The organism is Ornithinibacter aureus, assembly GCF_009858245.1.
In the GTDB taxonomy this organism is placed as follows: Bacteria; Actinomycetota; Actinomycetes; order Actinomycetales; family Dermatophilaceae; genus Fodinibacter; species Fodinibacter aureus.
Map to the genome: position 1 here is coordinate 955742 of NZ_VMSB01000001.1, position 18576 is coordinate 974317.

The following is an 18576-nucleotide window of genomic DNA, read 5'->3' on the forward strand; positions in this document are numbered from 1 at the left end:
TAGGGCGGGAGGTCGCTCAGGCGACGCGACCCTTCGGGGCGTTCGCCGCGGTCAGGGCCGGGTCACGCTGCACCACGTCGCCGAGCACCTCGTCGATGCGCGCCATGAGCTCGGGCTCGAGGGTCACCCCGGACGCCTTGACGTTCTCGCCCACCTGCTCCGGGCGGGACGCCCCGACCAGAGCGGCCGCGACGTTGCGGTTCTGCAGCACCCACGCGACGGCGAGCTGGGCCATGGTCAGGCCGGCCTCGTCGGCGACGGGCTTGAGGGCCTGCACCCGGGTGAGGACGTCGTCGTTCATGAAGCGCTTGATCATGTCGGCGCCGCCCTTGTCGTCGGCAGCGCGCGAGCCCTGCGGCGGGGCCTGCCCCGGCACGTACTTGCCGGTCAGCACACCCTGAGCGATGGGGCTCCACACGATTTGGCTGATGCCGAGCTCCTCGCTCGTGGGCACCACCTCACCCTCGATGACCCGCCACAGCATCGAGTACTGCGGCTGGCTCGAGATGAGCTGGATGTTGAGCTCCTTGGCCAGGGCGTGCCCGGCCCGGATCTGCTCGGCGGTCCACTCGCTGACCCCGATGTAGAGAGCCTTGCCCTGGCGAACGATGTCGGCGAAGGCCGTCATCGTCTCCTCGAGCGGGGTCTCGGTGTCGAAGCGGTGGGCCTGGTAGAGGTCGACGTAGTCGGTCTGCAGGCGGGTCAGCGAGCCGTTGATCGACTCCATGATGTGCTTGCGCGACAGGCCGGTGTCGTTCTTCCCGCCGGGGCCGGTGGGCCAGTACACCTTGGTGAAGATCTCCAGGCTCTCGCGCCGCTCGCCCTTGAGCGCCTCACCGAGGACGCTCTCGGCCTTGGTGTTGGCGTAGACGTCGGCGGTGTCGAAGGTGCTGATGCCGTGGTCGAGCGCGGCGCGCACGCACTGCGTGGCGATGTCGTTCTCGACCTGTGAGCCGTGGGTGAGCCAGTTGCCGTAGGTGATCTCGGAGATCTTCAGGCCGCTGTTGCCGAGGTAGCGGAACCTCATCAGGCCTTGCTGCCCTTGAGCCGGTCGTACCCGAGGGTCACGATGATCGCGCCGATGATGGAGCCGATGATGCCGCTCGGCCGCAGGTTGAACCCGTCACCCGCGAGCAGGCTGGCAAGCAGCCCACCGACGAACGAGCCCGCGATGCCGGTGCCGAAGGCGAGCGGCCAGTTGATGCCGGACCCGCCGCGTCCGAGGATGAGCTGGGCGGCCGCGCCGACGAGCATGCCGAAGAGAATGATTCCGATGAAGAGCATGGGCCGAGCCTAGCCACGGCCTGGGAGCATCCGACCCGCCAGCCCCGAGACGACCGACCGGGCCCCGGCCATGATGGCACCGACTCCCCCGGTCGTCGTGCCCGAGCCCCCGGCCCACGCCGGGTCGCCGGGCATCGGTCCCAGGGGGTCGCACTGCGCCGGCGGCAGGGTGGTGTCGGGCTCGCGCAGTGCCCGGGCGAACGACTCGTCGACCCCGACGAGCTCGTAGCCGTCGGGCAGCAGGTCGTAGGTCCAGTCGACGTCGTGGCAGACCATGTCGTGGTGCAGGCTCTCCACGAGGGCCGGCACCGTCGATCCGGGGACGTCGGTGATGGCCCCGGCGAGCACGGCGACGACGTCGGTCGGCAGGCCCGGCACCGTGACCTGGGGGCGGGTGAGCCCGGCGGCACGGGCGTAGCGATCGAGAAGCTGCGTGTACGGCATCCGTTCCGGGCCACCGACGTCGTACGAGCGCGATTCGCTCGCCACCGACAGCGCACCCGTGAGCGCTTCGACGACGTCGACCACGGCGATCGGTTGGACGCGGCTGTCCATCCACGCCGGCACCGTGTGCACCGGCATCCGCTCACTGATCTGGCGGACCACCTCGAAGCTCGTCGACCCGGACCCCGTGACGATCGCGGCGCGCAGGGTGAGCACGCGGATGCCGGCCGTCGCACCGGTGAGGATGCGCTCGACCTCCAGGCGCGAGGTGATGTGCTCGGACAGCTCGCTCTCGGGCACGTCCGGAACCAGCCCGCTGAGGTAGACGAGCAGCTCGACCCCCGCTGCGGCCACGGCCCAGGCCATGTTCTCCGCGGAGATCCGGTCGGTCGTCGTGAAGTCCTCACCCTTGAGGGCGTGGATCAGGTAGTAGACGGCGTCCATGCCCTCGACGGCCGCCTCGACGGTGGCGGAGTCCAGGACGTCCATCCGGACGAGCTCGACGTCGTCGGCCCACCAGGCCGTGCGGGCCCGCTCCAGGTTGGTCACCGCAGCCCTCACGTGGTGGCCGTCGCGCAGGAGGCGCGGGATGAGGCGACTGCCGATGTAGCCGGTGGCTCCGGTGACCAGAACCCGCCGGGGCTCGGGGGTGGCGACCTCGGGGGTCGAGGCCGCGTGGGTCGATGCCGCGGGGGTCGATGCCGCGGAGTCCGGTGTGATCACTGCCACAACCTAGGCCGACGGAGGGCAACCTTCGGAAAACCTTCTACAGCGGATGGATGCCGTCGCACGGGTCAGACCGACAGGGGCAGCCGAGCCCGCACCCGCCCCCCGGTGTCGCCCGGGCCGACCTCGATCGACCCGCCGATCTCGGCCGCGCGCTCGCGCATGCTCGACATCCCGACGCCGGCCTCCCAGCGGCCCCGCCTCGGCGCTCCCCGGTCGTGGACCTCGATGGTGAGTGCCCCGGCATCCGCCGACAGAGCAGCGGTGACGGTGTCGCTGCCGCTGTGGCGGGCCGCGTTGGTCAGGGCCTCGACGACGATGCGGTACGCGGCGACCTCCACGGCGGCGGTGAGGGGCGGCAGCGTCGGCGGGGCCTGGACGGTGAGTCGCAGCGGCGTCCCCTCTGGCGTGCGCAGCGCGAGGGCCTGCTGTCTGATGGCGCTGACCAGGCCCAGTTCGTCGAGCGCCGGCGGGCGCATGGCGTAGACGAGGCCGCGGATCTCGTCGATGGCCGTGCTCGTCTCGGCGCGCAGCTGCGCGAGCAGGGCCTCGGCGGCGTCGGGGTCGGTGCGCACGCTGTTTCGTGCGGCGTCAGCGGTGAAGGCGATGCCGGACAGGCGTGGGCCGAGCCCGTCGTGCAGGTCGCGGCGCAGGCGGCGGCGCTCCTCCTCGATCGCCGTGATCGACTGCTCCCGCGACTCCTGCAGGGCTGCGGCCAGGGCAGCCGAGCGGGCGGTGAGGGCGAGCAACGGGGCCACGAGGGCCAGCACGTTCCGGTCGTCGCCGGACAGCGAGACCTCTCCGGGGCGCAGGCCCACCTCGAGCTCGCCGACGACGTCCGCCCCGAGGGTGAGCGGCAGCGTCGTGGTGCTCGTCGCCGACCGACCCGACGAGGCGACGCTCTCCCCCGCGACCCGCAGCACGGCATACGGAAGGTCGAGTGCCTCGCGCACGGCGCGCAGGGCGAACACCGGATCCCCGACGTCGCTGCCGGCGACGTGGGTGGCGGCGTCGAGCGGGTCGGCGCGCAGGCCGAACAACAGCTCGTCGACGACGCCACGCAGGGCGGTGCGCAGGGCGGGAAGGGGCAACGTGGCAAGGGCACCGGCGACGGCGAGCTCGGCGACCGCGGCGGGGCGGCCGAGGATCACCTCGAGCAGCGAGGCCAGCAGGGTGAACAGGGCGATGTAGCCGATCAGCACCGCGGCGACGACGACGAGCTGGACGACGACCACGCGCACGTCGAGGACGTCGGGACGGGTCGCGCCGACGAGCATCGCCGGGCCGAGGAGCGCCACCATCAGGGTCGCCATCACGGCTCCGGCGGGCGTGGGTGTGAGGAACCCGACGACCAGACCGATCAGTGCGGCCCCGGTGCCGACGGCCGCCAGCCATGCGAGTGCTGACCGCGCCCTGCTGTGGGCGCGCTCGAGGCGCCACCACGTGTGCGCGACGAGAACCGACCCGAGCACGACGCCGGTGGCGTCGAGCACTGGCTGCGACTGGGGCTGGAGCGTCGCGAGGATGCCGGCGCCCAACACCGTGGTGAGGGCGACGGCATCCACGGGGTGCCTCCACTGCAACGCGGGGTAGGCCGTGACCGCGAGCGGCATGGCGAGCGCCCAGCTGGCGACGAGGAGGAAGCGGGTGAGCCCCGGGGTGCCGCTCGCCCCTGTTGTCGTCGCTTGGGTGATCGTCGCCTGCGTGATCGTCGCGGCGAGCGTGCCCGCGCCGGCCGCCGTGAGGGCGATCGCGGAGACCGTCGACCGACTGAGCAGGGCCATCGCGAGCCCGCTCGCGGCCCAGACCAGCCCGAGCACGGCCACCGCCAGCGCGACGGACGTCGAGCTCACTGCCCGCTCCCCTGGCCCAGGCCCTCCTCGCGGGCCCTGATCATCGCGGCCGCGCGGTCGGCGACCTCGAGCTTGGCGAAGATGCTCGTCAGGTGGTTGCTCACCGTCTTGGGCGAGACGTACAGGGCCTGGGCGATGGCGGCCGTGCGCCGACCCGAGGCGAGCAGGTCGAGCACCTCCCGTTCGCGGGTCGTGAGCTCGGGGAAGGGTTCCGGAGCGGTCTGGGCGTCCGGGGGTTGGTGGGGCGCGCCGGCCGTGAAGTACGCGAGCACCCGGCTGGCGACACCCGGGCCGAAGACGAGCTGGCCGGCCACGACCCCGCGCACGGCGCTGACGATCTCGTCCTGGCTGGCGCCCTTGAGCAGGTAGCCGCGGGCGCCGGCCTGCATGGCCGTGAAGACGGTGGCGTCGTCGTCGTGCATGGTCAGCACGAGCACCGCGGTGTCCGGGACGATCGTGCGGATCCGCCGGGTGGCCTCGATGCCGTCGCCACCCGGCATCCGGACGTCCATGAGGACGACGTCGGGGCGCAGCAGCTGCACCTCGCGCACCGCGGACTCACCGTCGTCGGCCTCTCCGACGACCTCGAGGCCGTCGAGGGTGCCGATGAGCGCCCGCAGCCCTCCCCGCACGACGGGGTGGTCGTCGACGACGACGATGCGCAGCGCGGTCACCTCACCATGATGGCGGCGACGGACCCGTCCTGACCCGGGAACTCCTGCCTACGGGCAGTCCCCATCGGCGGGACTGTGCAGGAACATGACCGAGACGTGAGTGGGACGACCCGGGAAGGTGAACGGGCACGGCATCCCTGTCGGTCGGGAACGGTCGCGGCGCACGCTCAAACCCTCGCCAACCAGCACCCGAGGAGTCACCATGAAAACCATGACCACCGCCCCGTCACCGACCCGGGGCACCACCCGCTCGAAGGTGGGGCTCGCCCTCGCCGGGCTGCTCAGCCTCAGCAACATCTTCAGCGCCTTCGGCGACACCGCCCCCGAGGGCGAGGTCGGACCGCCGGCCGTCGTGCTGTGGGCCGGCACGGTGCTCGGCATCGTCGGGCTCGTTGCCGTGGTCATCGCCTGGCGCACCGGAAACCGCCGGGCGCTGCGTGTCGCCGCCGGGGCCATCATCATCACGGCGCTCACCGCGGTGCCGGCGTTCTTCGTCGACGTGCCAGCCTGGCTCAAGGCCGCAGCGGCGGTCGGGGTGCTGCTCACGATCGCGTCCGTCGTGCTGATGTTCTCCACGCAGCGCGGCCACGCCACCGTGACGGACTGAGGTCGAGTGCCGTGATCGCCGTCGTCACCATCGCGCTCTGCCTGCCACTCGGATGGTTCGCCCGCTCGTGGCTCGTCGCCAACACCACGTATGCCGTGGCGTACCTGTGGGCGTTCGTCTTCCAGACGCTCTACCTCCTGCTCGACAGCTCGGCCTTCCGTCCGGGCGAGTTCCCCCTCTCCTACGGCGTCACGACGCTGGGGGTCTTCGTCGTCGGGTTCGCGCTCATCGCCCTGGCCCACGAGGCGCGTACGCGATCCGAGGCGAGGCGGTCGGCCAGACGGGCGACACCACGTCCGGAGGCGCGGGCCGTCGCCTGACCGCCCAGGGCCCGCCAAAGGCAGACACCCGGTGCCCTCCCACGCTGTTACCGTGGGAGGGCACTGCTCTGCACCACCTGAGCCACCCCGTACCGCCTCTGGACCACCACTGCACCACCCCGGCACCACTGCTGCACCGGCGCTCGACCGACGGGTCCCCCGCTGTACCGACCCGAAGGAAGCCACCCCATGGCGATCATCTCCTGCCCCAGTTGCCTCTCGGACAACGACATCCACCTGGGCGCTGACGCCGCCGACGGCACCCGCACCTTCCGCTGCGGCGAGTGCGAGCACACCTGGGGTGCGAGCGTTGCCCCCACGCGGTCCACCTCGGACCGCTCCCCGTTCGAGATGGCCAGGGGCCGGTTCGCGACCGCGCCGATGCTCAGCCCCGAGCGGGCGGCCCGCGTCGTGCGGCTCAAGCGCCAGTTCCTCAAGAACGAGCCACTGCCGACCCCCGAGGTCGACGAGCACCGGGCCCGCTTCCAGCACCTGTTCTCCGCCGAGGTCCTGGCAACCTGCGACCCGCAGGACCTCAAGGACTTCGCCACGAGCTCGATCGGTGGCGAGACGGGCACCGCGTCGATCTACAGCCGGGCGTGGAACAAGCTCGGAGCCGACGAGGCCGCCGAGCGCACCCGCGAGTCGATCGACTACCTCCTGCGCGGGCCTGACGACATCCCCCTCGAGGACCGCCTCACCCACCTCATCGAGGAGGACGTGGACACGGCGATGCCCGGCTTCAAGGAGCCGTTGCTCACCAAGGTTCTGTGCGTCGTGTACCCCGAGCGCTTCTTGCCGCTGTTCACCTACACCGCCGAGGGCACCGGCAAGCGCGAGATCACCGAGTCCGTGTTCGGCCTCCACCTGCCTGCCAAGCACGACGCGACCGCCATGCAGATCGGCCGGCTCGCGGTCTGGTCCAACGACCTGCTGCTCGAGCTCGTCGGTGACGGGTTCACCGACACGCGCCACGCCGCGGCGTTCCTGCTGTGGGACAAGGACCGCGCTGGCGCACGCCCGCTCACCTCGGTGCGCTGACCCGAGGTCGAACCGCGCCCGGTTCGCTCCACGCCGACGGCGATGATCGTGTCGTGGTCGAACGCGAGCCTCAGGAGCAGACGGCCTCCGCGGTCGCGACGAGGTTGCTCAGGGCGCTCTGGAAGGTGCCGAGCTGCGCCTGGGCCGCAGCGGCATCCAGCCCGACGAGCGACATGCTGGCCGTCTTCATGTCGGCGAGGATCGGCACGGCGTCGACGGGGATGTCGTTGAGCAACGGGTCCGTGTAGGCAGCCTCGACGTCGCCCTGGGTGACCTTGCCCTGGTCGGCCAGCCCACCGATCCTCGTCGCGCCCATGAGGGCGGCCGACATGCCGGCGCACTCGGGTGATGCTTCGCCGTAGGCCTTGACGGACGGAATGTCGGACGGGGACGGCACGGCGGGGCCAAGGGGGTGCTCGACGTGGGCTTATCCGCGGGGGTGGCTGGAGTGGCCGCAGTGGCTGGAGACGCGGACGGGGGTGGTGCGTCAGTGGCGGTCGCTGCCGGGTCGGCAGGCTCTGCGTCGCCGCAGCCAGCGAGCGCGACCAGAACGGCAGGGACGAGCAGGAGGCGGACGGAGCCGGACGGAGCCGGTGGAGATGTGCGGACGCATCAGCGGACCTTTCGAGTGAGAACCTCAACCCCGTCACACCGCCACCGCGGCCACATCGCTGACCGCATCGGTGGCGTGACACGGCGAAGGAGTCGTTCACACCTCGGCTGATACGTCTGGTCAGCTGATCCCGAGCCTGCGTGCCACGGCTGGTCCACCCATCTCGAGGATGACGTCGCGCGGGCCGACGACGACGAGCTTGTCGGTGGCCCGCGAGAGCCCGACGTAGAGCCGTTCGCGGGCCCGTTCGCGCGGGGTGCTCTCGTTGACGCAGAGCACGACGACCTTGCGCTCCAGACCCTTGCAGCCGAGCACGTGGCCGTAGAAGACGCAGTCCTTGTCCCAGAAGGTGCGCCAGTAGCCGAGCTGACCCTCGGACTCCTGGAGCGAGACCTGTTCGGGGTGGCGGTCGCCGGTGGTGAGCAGGGCGACGTCCTCCGGGCGCCAGCCGTCCTCGAGCAGCGGGTCGATCTGGTCGTCGGCGGCGTCGAGGGCATCGTCAGCGCTGGCTTCGACGTAGGTGACCTCGGGCCCTTCTCCCCCGCGCGCGTACATGCGCATCGGCGCGAGCGGCAGGAAGGTCTCGGTGATCTGGCGGGTGTTGCGCAGGTTGTGGTCGAGCACGAGCGGCACCAGCGGGACCGGGGGCCTGCCGAAGCGCGCGAAGACCCGCTGGTTCTCGTCGCTGTAGACGTAGACGCCGCCGTCGAGCTCGTCGCGCTGGCAGCGCATGATCGGCGTCCACCAGCCGTCGGCGAAGTCCTGACCCTCGTCGACGACGACGGCGTCGAACCGCTTGCCGTCAGGCAGGTCCCCCGCCCGCTCTGCCATCTGCGCAGGCAGCCGGTTCTCCCAGAAGTCGGTGTCGTCACGCCCGCCGAACTCGCTCACCCCGAGATAGGCGGCGAGGTCCTCGAAGGTGCCCACGAAGGCGGGGCGGTGCCGGCGGTCGACGGTGTCCATGTAGCGCTTGAACCAGCTCGCCAGACCCACCGAGTAGCACAGGAGCGCGACCCGCTGCGCGGGCTGGCCGTGTCGGCCGTGGGTGAGCTCCTTGGCCTGGGTGAGGGCCAGGACCGTCTTGCCGCTGCCGGCGCCGCCGCGCACGTCGACGCGGTGGATCAGCCGGGTCACGCCCAGGATCGTCGCCTGTTCGATCGTCAGCCGGTCGGCGCGTGACTCGCGCTCGTCGGCCTCGGCGAGCAAGGTGCGCTGGGGAAGGTTGCGGCCCTTGAGGATCTCGACGATGAGGTCGCAGTCGTCGTGAGTGGGCACGCGGTGCCCGCTCTCCTGCCGGGACGCGATGTCGTGCAGGCGGCCGGCGAGGTCGGGCTGGTCACGTCGGCCGCTGATCATCCAGCGCGGACAGTCGGGGGTGGCGAAGTCGTCGGCGAGGTCGGTATACGGGGCGGCGATGGCGTGGCCGAACCGCACCCTCGTGCGGCTGCTCGCCCTCCACCGCGGGTCACGCTCGATGTAGGCGCGCAGGGCGTACTTGCCGTCGCGCCCCTGGTCGACGGGGTGCACCACGCGGCGGCCCTTGCCGTGGCCGACGACCCACTCGCCCTCCTCCATCCGCAGGTCTCCGCCCTTGACCTCGACGACGACGATGCCGACGTCCGGCATGAGCACGATGACGTCCAGCTCGTGGTCCTTCTTGGCGTCGGTGAGGCGCACGTTGGCGAGCAGCGTCCAGTCGGACGCGCCGTCGGCCTTCAGGCGCGTCCACACCTCGCGCTCGGACTCGGTCGCGAACTGCGGGTCATCGGGGATGCCGTGGGCGCTCACGGTGCCATCGTGGCAGCGACCACCGACAGGCCTGGGGAACGGAAGGCAGATCCCCCTCAGGTGGTGACCCAGCGGCCCCTACCTGGTGGCGAGGAGGACGTCAGGGTGCTGACAGGGCGGACGCTAGTTGGTGACAAGGCGGGACTTCGCCTCGGCCACGGTCAACGTCACCGTGGTGCCGGTCAGGTCGACCTCGCCCGGGATGTCGAACCAGTCACTGCCACCCACCCGGAACTGCCCCGTGTAGACGATGTCGGCACGCACCTCATGCGTGCCCGGCCGGGCGTACGTCGCCCGCACGTCACCGTTCGGGTACGGCCCACCCAACGACGTCGTCGGGCCGAGTGTCTGGTCGCCCAGGTGGTAGGTGATCGACTTCAGCACGGGGCGCACCTCGACCCGGTGTCCCAGCATCCGCGCAGGATCCACCTCGTCGATCTCGCCGGGGCCATACCCGCTCTCGGGGAACCTCGCCTCGAAGAACGTCGGCAGGTTCACCAGGGTCAGGTCACCCTCGGGCTGGATGTTCACCGTCGGCACCGTGAAGTCGGTGTCGTGGAACGCCTCCCGGATCATCGCCATCGTCAACGTGTTCCTCGCCCCCGGCACCAACGCTGGGAAACACGTGAACCCAACTGAAGCCCACCGCCCAGCGGCACCAGGCATCGGCTGACGGTTGCGTTCCAGTTCCCGCCGGAAGATCGCCACCGCCGGCCCGTCGCCATTCACACCGCTCTGACACATGACCACGGCACGCAGGCACATGGTGTCCGACCCAGGCCGATCAGGATGCCCACCACACACCGACACGGAGTCGTACTCGAACCACGGGCCGGTATCCGCCTGCAAGAGCGCCTGCTCGGACCAGCCACGCAGAGTCTGGCTGCTGAGCAGGGTCAACTCCGAGCCAGCCTCGCCAGCATTTCCAGCGATTCCGTGCGGACCGCCATGATGCACAGGGAGCACCAGCGAGAGACTCGTACCAGCCGCAAGGATGAGGCCACTGAATCTCATGGTCACTCAGTCTTCTCAACTTCAAGCGTGAGCCATCGACCGTCGGACCAGACGAGAGCCATGTAGCGGTCAACCACCAGCCGCTCATCCGAGCTGACAACAGCGCCTGCCTCGTCGACGATCCGCGCGTTCTTCTGTTCGAGCCTGATAGCGAGGTACTGCTGGCCCTCTGGCGCCCCAGAAATCGGCTCCACCTCGAGCAGCTCCGAAGGGTCGGTCTGATAGCGCTGGCGCTCCTTCACGAGGTAACCAGCATCGGATTCGCTAGCTGAACAGAAGTCACATTCGGGATCGCTAAGGGACGCGATCAGTCCGGCGCGGGGCTCGGTCCACGCAATGTTGAACTGGTCGAAGAAGAACTTGGCGTATGCGATTGCGCCGGCTTCGGTCTGTTCCCGCGCGGCCGCGGGGATCTCCGGCCCCGACGCAGTCACCGACGGCGACGGCGAGGGCGTCACGGACGGGGATGCACTCGACGTCGCCGACGCCGAGCCGGCGCTTGGGCTCGGGTCGGGATCCGACTCCCCCGTGCACCCGCCCAGCGCCACGGCACCCGCCACGACGAACGCCGCAAACGACATCCGTCGACGCGACGAGCCAAGAGGGGCCCACGGCATCCGACCACGACCGACACGAAGAGCAGCCACGAAACGTCCTTCCCCGGCCGCCCCCGATGTCGACCCGCTGCCACAACGGTAGCGATCAGCACAGATCTCGCCACCCGAGCAGCACCACCTGTGGAAAACCCCTCCAACCGACCTCAGGCAGGTGCCAGATCAACAGCCAATCGCCCACGCAGAGACCGCCCCAGCGACGACCCCACGAGCAGCCCCAGAGCGATCGCGATGGCGACGCCGAGCACGCTGAGCGCGACGTCCGTGGCCGACTGGCGCCCAGCGGCCAGTTCCATGACACCCACCAGCCCCAGGCTCCCCGGCACGAGCAGCCAGAACGCCGGCAGGAACAACACGAGCCGCGCCAGTTGTGGCCGCCGCATCTCCACCACACTCGCACCCAGGCTCGCCGCGATCGCCCCGAGGAACCCGCCCAGGGCCACCGACCCCAGCGCCTGCCCAGCCACCTGCGCGCTGAACGCCAGCGCGAGCACGAGCACCACCCACCCCTGCATCCGCAGTGGCACCCCCTCCATCAGGCAGATGCTGAGCCCGATCAGCAGCAGCCCCACGACGGCGCCGCCCCAGCCGATCTCGTCAACCCGGATGTTCGCCAGAGCCGACGTCGGCACCCTCAACAGGGTCGTCGCCATGAGCAGCCCGAGCGCGAACAGGCCCAGCTGCACCAACCCGTACGTCAGCCGCGCCGACCCTGCCTGCATGTGCCCGGCGGCCAGCTCGGACATCCCGTTGACGACGAGCGCCCCGGGCAGCAGCACCGCCAGCGGAGGCAGCACCGTGCGCAGCGGACCCTCGAGGAGCCCGGCGTTGGCCGCACCGAACACCACGAGCGAGACGAGGAACGCCGCCAGCGTCGGCAGCAGCGCCGTGACGACCTGGTACCGACCCGCCAGCTGCATCAACCCGTAGACGATCACGGCCCCGATCCCGGCCGCGGCGACGTTGGCCCACCCGGGTTGCAGGATCAGCGCGATCCCGACCGCGAGCACCGGCCAGGCCAGCGCCACCACCCACCACGGGTGCCCGACCGGTCGCCGGGTCGCGGCCGTCAGCTGCTCGCGCGCCTGCTCGGGGCCGAGCTCGCCGCGCACCAGCTGGTAGCGGATCCGCCGCACGCTCGCCGCTTGGTGCAGCTGCAGACCCCGCGGCGCTGACCGGTTCGTCGACGCGCCGCCCTCGGTCAGGGTCACCTGCAAACCGGTCGGCCCGACGGCGAGCTGCACGTCCGGGTACCCGAGCACTCCCCCGAGCTCGACGAGCTCCTCCTCGATCTCCTGCACCGGCTGGCCGGCCGCGATCATCGCCGTTCCGAGCTGGGCGAGCAGGGCACGCGTGCGCCGCTCGTGAGCCTCATCGCCTGTGGTCACGCGCGCGCTGCCGGGTGTCGTCGCATGCGCGCCATCATTCCCCGTGATGCGCGGCTGCCGCGCAGGTTCGGGTCTGGCGCAGACGTCAGCCCAACGGGTGGGCGCCTTGGGACAACCTGGGATGCCGTCCGCACCGTCGGCGCCCCGCCTCACCTCGTGCATGGCCCGCGTCCCTGGGTCACAGGCTCCCGCGGGCCAACCCGATCAGCCGGTCGAGGATCCGCCCACCGTCGGTGCGCAACCCGTTGTGGTGGTACTCGTCGGTGACCCACCGACGCATCCCGGGCAACAGGTCCGCCGTCTGCTGCGAGTACCCGACGTCGACGAAGGCGTCATTGACGTAGATGGCTGCCGCACACGGCACATCCACCGCCGACAGCACATCCGCGTCGAACAACCGCGGCCACTCGTGCCCGGCCAGCACGTCCGCCACCTGCGCATACGGCACCAGCTCCGGGTGGTCCTCGAAGTGCCACGGGAACAGGTGCTCGGCGGTGAGCAGCGTCGAGTCACCGACGAAGTCATCGGGCGCCACCCGCTGAGCAGACCAGTCGGTGACTCCCCCGTCGGCGTAGCTCGACTCGTGGAGCACGGCATACAGCGGGGCCCGTCCGTTGAACGGCAAGAGCCCGGCAAGGTCGTGCCCGAACGCCGGCGAGCGGGGGTCCCGCTCGAGCAGGTAGTGGATCTCCTCGGACCCGCCGTCCGCCCCGAGCCGGCCACCGATCGAGCGCAGCAGCCGACTCGACACCGGCGCACCACCGGGCAGGAGCACCTCCCCCGCGTCACACAGCGCCATCGCCCGCCGCAACAGTTCCTCGTCGCCCGGGAAGCGCCGGTGGTGCTCGGCGTTCAGCCGCCGCACGATGCCGTACGTCGTCGCGTAGATGTCGTCGACGGGCAACCCCACCGGCGGCAGACCCCCGGTGAAGAACGCCTCGCGCAGCGACCCGGGGAACGCGCTCAGGTAGTGCAGCGTGCAGAACCCACCGAACGACTGCCCCAGCACGCTCCACTGCGCCACCCCCAGGTGCTCGCGGAAGCACTCGGCGTCACGCACGATCGCGTCGGCGCGGAAGTGGGTGAGGTACCGCGCCTCGGATGCCGCGTCGCCGGCCCCCACACTCGCCTCACCGCCCGCTGTGCCACCAAGCCCACCCGCGGCATCGACTCCACCAGTGCCACGCACCCCAACGCCGTACGGCGTGGACCGCCCGGTGCCGCGCTGGTCGAGCATCAGCACCCGGTAGTCACGCAGCGCCCGGGCCAGCCACGGCGGCGATCCTGGCCGGCTCGTGGGCCTCGGCGCCTCCTGCCCCGGCCCACCCTGGAGGAACACCAGGAACGGCCGATCCAGCCCGTCCGGGGCGGCGACCTCACGCGCGAAGACGTCGATGCTCCCGGCATCCGGGGTGTCGTGGTCGAGCGGCAGGGTGAGCACGTGATCGGTCAGCACCAGCCCGGGGACGCGCAATGACGTCGTCATGAGCGCAGGCTATCGACCGCGGGGGCGACGTCGGTGTGCGAGAAATCGTCGCCCTTGAACAGCAGCGCCGCGCCCCTGCACCGCGCCAACGCGTACGAGAAGCAGTCCCCCGGGTTCAGCCCGGCGGGGTGCCCGCTGCCCTTCCCGAAGTCCCGGTAGGCGGCTCGCCCGACGGCGAGCTGCTCGGCATCGAACGGCACGACCGTGATCCCCAACGCGCTGACCAGGTCATCGAACTGTCGGCTCAGCACCGGGTCACCTCGGCGATCGACCACGATGCTCGCCTCGAGCAGGGATGCCGCGCTGATGCGCGGGTCGCGTGCGGCGCGGATGGCCTCGACGAACGCCGCTCGCTCCGGCTCACCCGTCAGGATCGCGATCAAGGCCGAGCTGTCGATGATCACGCCGGCAGACCCTGCTCGTCATAGAGGTCGTCCGCCGCGAACGCCTCCCGGTCGACGTCGACGAGCCGGGCATCGACCGCCGCCAGCAGGTCCCACACGCGACGCTGCGCCTGGGCGTCGGCCTCCCCCACCTGCTCGAGATAGCGAGCAAGCGCCTCCTCCACGACGCTCGTCTGGGACCGCCCCGTCGCGGCGGCCGCACGCCGGGCCAGGTCGTGGGCGCGCTCGCTCTTGATGTTCATGCTCATGGCGTTATGGTACCTCATATGTCTACCGTTCTACCCTGCGGACGTCTGCCGCACGAGGGCACACGGCCAGCGGGCACACTGGCACGGTGACCTCAACGCCCGACCTCGACCTCTCGCCGACCCAGATCGACCGCGCCACGGGCGTCCTGCTCACCCAGGCGGTCGGAGACGCCCTCGGCGTGCCGTACGAGTTCGCCGCTCCCCCAGCGGATGAGCCCGAGATGATCGGCGGCGGGCTGGGCCCCTACGAGCCCGGCGAGTGGAGCGACGACACCCAGATGGCGATCTGCATCGCCCGCGTCGCCGCCACCGGTGCCGACCTCACCTCCTCCACCGCGGTGGATGCCGTCGCCGCCGCCTTCGAGGGCTGGCTCAACGGCGGCGCCTCGGACGTCGGCACCCAGACCCGCGCCGTCCTGCGGGCCGCAGCCCGCGCGACCGGGCCGGCCGGCATCCGGCTCACGACAGCGGCACGGGAGTACACGGCATCCCACCCGCGAAGCGCCGGCAACGGCGCCCTCATGCGCACGAGCATCGTGGGCCTGACCCGCCTGCACGACCGCGACCACACCGCAGCATCCGCGCGCGCCGTCGCGGCGATCACGCACGCCGACCGGCTCGCGATCGACTCCTGCGTCCTCTGGTCGGATGCCGTGCGCCGCGCCGTCGTGGATGGTCGCCTCGACCTCACCTCAGGTCTCGACCTCATCGATGCCGACGGCCGTGACCAGTGGGCGTCGTGGATCGACGAGGCCACGGGCGCCGACCCGGCACGGTTCTCCCCGAACGGATTCACCGTCACCGCGCTCCAGGCCGCGTGGGCCGCGATCACGTCGACCGACCCCGGCCGCGGAGATGGGAGCGATCGCGGCGATGGGCGCGACCGGGGTGCTGGCAACGCAGCGGCCCACCTCCGCCGCGCACTGTCCGCCGCCGTCCACGCCGGGGACGACACCGACACCGTCGCGGCGATCGCCGGCGGGCTACTGGGGGCGCGGTACGGAGCGTCCGCCGTACCCGACGCGTGGAGCAGCCTGGTCCACGGCTGGCCGGGCATGACCGCGACCGACCTCACCGATCTCGCCACCCGCACGGCCACCCGAGGCTGAGCCCACCCGGCGAGGCGGCCACAACGCATGAACCCCCAGCGCGACCGGGCCGCAGCAGTGCCCGGACCATGGCAGCCTGTCGTCGTGCCCACCACGCGCCAGCCGTTCGCGAGCCGAGGGGTTGCTCTGGTGGCGGCGGCAGTCGGCGTCGTCCTGCTCGCTCTCTCGGGCCGGTACGGCTACCACCGCGACGAGCTCTACTTCGTCGCTGCGGGCAAACACCTCGCCTGGGGTTACCCCGACCAACCGCCCCTGGTGCCGCTGCTGGCCCGCCTCGCCGACCTGGTGGCCCCGGGCTCGCTGGTCGCCCTGCGGTTGCCGTCGACGCTCGCAGCGATCGCCATCGTCACCCTGACCGCGGCGATCGCCCGCGAGCTCGGGGCGAAACGCGAGGGCCAGGTGATCGCCGCCAGCGCCGCCGCGACGTGCGGGCTCGTGCTCGCCATGACCCACCTGCTGAGCACGAGTACCTTCGGCCTGCTCGGCTGGACACTGCTCACCCTGCTGCTCGTCCGCATCCTCCAGGACGGAGCCACCCTCGGGCGCTGGGTCGCCGTGGGGGCGGTCGCCGGCCTGACCGCGCAATCCAACCCCTTGGTGGGCCTGCTCCTCGTCGTGCTCGTCGCCGCGCTGGCCGCTGTCGGCCCACGACAACTCCTCCGCGAGCCTGGACTCTATGTCGCCGGCGCCATCGCGGTCGTCGTCATCGCCCCCTACCTGTTCTGGCAACACACGAACGGCTGGCCGCAGCTCGACGTGGCGCGCGGCATCGCCAATGGTGAGTCCGGCTCGTCGGAGCCACGCGCGCTGTTCGTGCCGATGCAGCTGCTCCTCGTTGGCCCGCTGCTGACCCCGTTCTGGGTCGTCGGTCTGGTGCGGTTGCTCCGGATGCCGTCGGTGCGGGTTCTCGGGGCCACCTACCTCGGCCTCGCGGCGCTCCTACTCCTGCTCGGGGGCAAGCCCTACTACCTCGCCGGTCTCTACCCGCTGCTGCTCGCTGCCGGGGCGCAGCCCGTCGTCTACCGGATCAAGGTGCCTGCGTGCGTCGCGCTGCTGGGGCTGAGCGTGCCGGCGGTGGTGTTCACGCTGCCCGTGCTGCCGGCGGCTCAGGCCGGCATCCCCGTCGCGGTCAACTACGACGTCGGCGAGACGATCGGCTGGCCGGACCTCGTCAAGCAGGTGGCGGCGACCCACCGGACCCTGCCCGAGGGCACCGCGATCGTCGCCGGCAACTACGGGCTGGCCGGAGCCGTCGACCGCTACGGCCCGGATCTCGGGCTGCCGCCGGCGCACTCGGGGCACATGGCCTACTGGCTCTGGGGGCCGCCGCCGGACGAGGCCGACTCGGTGCTCGCCATCGGCGTCGACCCGGACGTCCTCGACGACGCGTTCACCACCTGCCGCGAGGTCGGCGTGCTCGAGAACCGCTGGGGCATCGACAACGACGAAGACGGCACCACGATGCTCGCCTGTACGGGCCTGACCCGCCCGTGGGTGGACAACTGGCCCGCGTTCCGGCGGCCCTGAACGGCGCCCGATCCGGACAGCAGGCGTCGCTGATCGACCTGCCGGGTCGGCAGGGTGCGGGGCGGGGTCACGCTGGTTCTCGCGCGGACTGGACCGCCAGCAATCGGTCGTAGGAGTCGACGGTGCGGTCCCACTCAACCCGCGTCCCGGTGTCGTCCTCGACGAGCACCCCCGCATACCGCCGGGTGTGCACCACGGTGTGGTGCCGCTCGCACAGCAAGGCAGCATTCGATAGATCCGTCGGCCCACCATCGGCCCAGTGCACGAGATGGTGCGCATCGCTCCAGTGCGCGGGCATGTCACACCCCGGATAGGTGCAGTGCTGGTCACGCAGCCAGAGCCGCTTGCTCTGCGCGGCCGTGAACAACCGCACGTCCCTGCCGAGGTCGACCACCGCACCGGCGGCGCCCATCACCGTCGGGATGATCGTCGCGTCGCACGCCAGCCGGCGTACCGTCTCGGGGGCGAGCAGGGTGCCGGCCTCCGGCCCACCCACGGTCACGCCGGCCCCTCGCAGCCCACTGCGCAGGGTCTCGAGGTCAACGGTGACGAACAGCTGAGCCTTCGTGGCCCGCGAGCCGGGCTCGGCCGACGACACGGCCTGCCGCACCAGCGTCACCAGGGCCTCACCGCGGCGGCGGTCGCTCGAGCGCAGGTCGCGTTCACCGTCAACGGGTGCCGGCGCCGACAGCGGACCCAGCGCCGCCTCGAGCACGGCCTTGCCCTCGGGGTCGAGTACGAGCCGGTACTCGGCCAGGCCCATCTCGTCGACGAACGGCTGCGACAGCGACACGAACCGCTTCGCCGCGTCCTGCTCACGCTGCAACTCCCCATCCACCCCGTAGGTCGCCAAAAGGGTCGGCCGCAACCTGCGGCACTCCCGGGGCCCCGCCGTCGCGGCAACCTCGATCAGCCCGTCCAGCACCGTGGGCCGCGCCTCCTGCGTGATCAACGGCAGCAGCTTCTCCGCTTCGGACAGCACCACAGCGGCACTGCGCACCGGAAGCGAGCCCGACAGCACGGCATCCTTCACCGGCGCCACCCCGGCCACCGCGAACGCCTGCGCCACCGCGACGACCTGACCCGCCCCGCCAGCCTTCGTCGACGGCGCGAACCGCCGCACCCACCCCACCGGCGTCAACGCCTCCGCACCCGCGCCGGTCTCCCCCCGGCCGATCGCCTCGGCCGTCACCACCACCCGGGCAGCCTCCCCCGCGACGACCATCGCGTCAACGTCCCCCATCACCTGCTCAAGCTGAGCCGACCCGGCCCGCCACAACTCATCACCCAACCCACGGCACGCCTCGACACCGGCCGCGATCCGCGCCAACCGTTCGTCGAGTTCCGCCCCCTGTGCCATACCCCAAACCGTACAGACGTCCACCGACAGGGCCTCGGAGTTCTCCACAGGGCCAGCCATCAACCGAGGGCCTGGC

General features: G+C 71.3%; 19 protein-coding genes. 5 read left to right on the forward strand and 14 right to left on the reverse strand.

What is annotated here, in order from left to right; genetic code table 11:
- Positions 1 to 16 precede the first annotated feature (16 nt).
- From C8E84_RS04590 to C8E84_RS04610, 5 genes are all read right to left on the reverse strand, one after another.
- Entirely contained in the window at positions 17 to 1027 is a 1011-nt protein-coding gene (locus C8E84_RS04590; RefSeq protein ID WP_159899879.1) for an aldo/keto reductase family protein, read from the reverse strand.
- The gene (locus tag C8E84_RS04595; protein WP_159899881.1) at positions 1027 to 1284 is read right to left on the reverse strand and encodes a GlsB/YeaQ/YmgE family stress response membrane protein; all 258 of its coding nucleotides are present in this window, start codon (positions 1282 to 1284) and stop codon (positions 1027 to 1029) included. Before C8E84_RS04595 ends, C8E84_RS04590 begins: the two co-directional genes overlap by 1 nt.
- Positions 1285 to 1293: 9 nt before the next feature.
- A complete protein-coding gene (locus C8E84_RS04600; RefSeq protein ID WP_246196777.1) occupies positions 1294 to 2451 on the reverse strand; it encodes an NAD(P)H-binding protein in 1158 nt (385 codons plus the stop codon).
- A 71-nt stretch (positions 2452 to 2522) separates the two neighbouring features.
- A complete protein-coding gene (locus tag C8E84_RS04605) occupies positions 2523 to 4307 on the reverse strand; it encodes a sensor histidine kinase (protein WP_159899883.1) in 1785 nt (594 codons plus the stop codon).
- Entirely contained in the window at positions 4304 to 4981 is a 678-nt protein-coding gene (locus tag C8E84_RS04610) for a response regulator transcription factor (RefSeq protein ID WP_159899885.1), read from the reverse strand. The genes C8E84_RS04605 and C8E84_RS04610 overlap by 4 nt, the downstream gene beginning before the upstream one ends.
- A 211-nt stretch (positions 4982 to 5192) precedes the next feature.
- On the opposite strand from C8E84_RS04610, the gene C8E84_RS04615 reads away from it, so the two are divergent.
- The 3 genes from C8E84_RS04615 (at position 5193) to C8E84_RS04625 (ending at position 6949) form a co-directional block, all read left to right on the forward strand.
- A complete protein-coding gene (locus C8E84_RS04615; RefSeq protein ID WP_159899887.1) occupies positions 5193 to 5588 on the forward strand; it encodes a hypothetical protein in 396 nt (131 codons plus the stop codon).
- A gap of 11 nt (positions 5589 to 5599) precedes the next feature.
- Positions 5600 to 5908, forward strand: a complete 309-nt coding sequence (locus C8E84_RS04620) for a hypothetical protein (RefSeq protein WP_159899889.1) — start codon at positions 5600 to 5602, stop codon at positions 5906 to 5908.
- A gap of 189 nt (positions 5909 to 6097) precedes the next feature.
- Positions 6098 to 6949 carry a hypothetical protein gene (locus C8E84_RS04625; RefSeq protein WP_159899891.1) on the forward strand — a complete coding sequence of 284 codons (852 nt, stop codon included), beginning with the start codon at positions 6098 to 6100 and terminating at the stop codon, positions 6947 to 6949.
- A gap of 70 nt (positions 6950 to 7019) precedes the next feature.
- Here C8E84_RS04625 and C8E84_RS04630 read toward each other — a convergent pair whose 3' ends face one another.
- The 8 genes from C8E84_RS04630 to C8E84_RS04665 form a co-directional block, all read right to left on the reverse strand.
- Entirely contained in the window at positions 7020 to 7346 is a 327-nt protein-coding gene (locus C8E84_RS04630; protein ID WP_159899893.1) for a hypothetical protein, read from the reverse strand.
- Positions 7347 to 7682: 336 nt separating this feature from the next.
- Positions 7683 to 9350, reverse strand: a complete 1668-nt coding sequence (locus tag C8E84_RS04635) for a nuclease-related domain-containing DEAD/DEAH box helicase (RefSeq protein ID WP_159899895.1) — start codon at positions 9348 to 9350, stop codon at positions 7683 to 7685.
- Positions 9351 to 9473: 123 nt separating this feature from the next.
- Positions 9474 to 9932 carry a hypothetical protein gene (locus C8E84_RS04640; protein WP_159899897.1) on the reverse strand — a complete coding sequence of 153 codons (459 nt, stop codon included), beginning with the start codon at positions 9930 to 9932 and terminating at the stop codon, positions 9474 to 9476.
- A 434-nt stretch (positions 9933 to 10366) separates the two neighbouring features.
- The gene (locus tag C8E84_RS04645; protein ID WP_159899899.1) at positions 10367 to 10945 is read right to left on the reverse strand and encodes a DUF6318 family protein; all 579 of its coding nucleotides are present in this window, start codon (positions 10943 to 10945) and stop codon (positions 10367 to 10369) included.
- Between the two features lie 179 nt (positions 10946 to 11124).
- Positions 11125 to 12366: a threonine/serine exporter family protein gene (locus C8E84_RS04650; protein WP_246196779.1), complete on the reverse strand. Its 1242-nt coding sequence runs from the start codon at positions 12364 to 12366 to the stop codon at positions 11125 to 11127.
- 178 nt (positions 12367 to 12544) lie between these two features.
- Positions 12545 to 13852 carry an alpha/beta fold hydrolase gene (locus tag C8E84_RS04655; RefSeq protein WP_159899903.1) on the reverse strand — a complete coding sequence of 436 codons (1308 nt, stop codon included), beginning with the start codon at positions 13850 to 13852 and terminating at the stop codon, positions 12545 to 12547.
- Positions 13849 to 14256 (reverse strand): type II toxin-antitoxin system VapC family toxin, encoded by a 408-nt coding sequence (locus C8E84_RS04660; RefSeq protein ID WP_159899905.1) that lies wholly within the window; start codon positions 14254 to 14256, stop codon positions 13849 to 13851. Before C8E84_RS04660 ends, C8E84_RS04655 begins: the two co-directional genes overlap by 4 nt.
- On the reverse strand, positions 14253 to 14504 hold the full coding sequence (locus C8E84_RS04665; RefSeq protein WP_159899907.1) for a type II toxin-antitoxin system VapB family antitoxin: 252 nt from the start codon (positions 14502 to 14504) through the stop codon (positions 14253 to 14255). Before C8E84_RS04665 ends, C8E84_RS04660 begins: the two co-directional genes overlap by 4 nt.
- An 86-nt stretch (positions 14505 to 14590) precedes the next feature.
- Between C8E84_RS04665 and C8E84_RS04670 the strand changes: the two genes are divergently transcribed.
- Entirely contained in the window at positions 14591 to 15613 is a 1023-nt protein-coding gene (locus C8E84_RS04670) for an ADP-ribosylglycohydrolase family protein (RefSeq protein WP_159899909.1), read from the forward strand.
- Between the two features lie 84 nt (positions 15614 to 15697).
- Positions 15698 to 17140, forward strand: a complete 1443-nt coding sequence (locus tag C8E84_RS04675) for a glycosyltransferase family 39 protein (RefSeq protein ID WP_159899911.1) — start codon at positions 15698 to 15700, stop codon at positions 17138 to 17140.
- Between the two features lie 67 nt (positions 17141 to 17207).
- On the opposite strand, the gene C8E84_RS04680 is transcribed toward C8E84_RS04675, so the two are convergent.
- Entirely contained in the window at positions 17208 to 18500 is a 1293-nt protein-coding gene (locus C8E84_RS04680; RefSeq protein ID WP_159899913.1) for an HNH endonuclease signature motif containing protein, read from the reverse strand.
- Positions 18501 to 18576 lie beyond the last annotated feature (76 nt).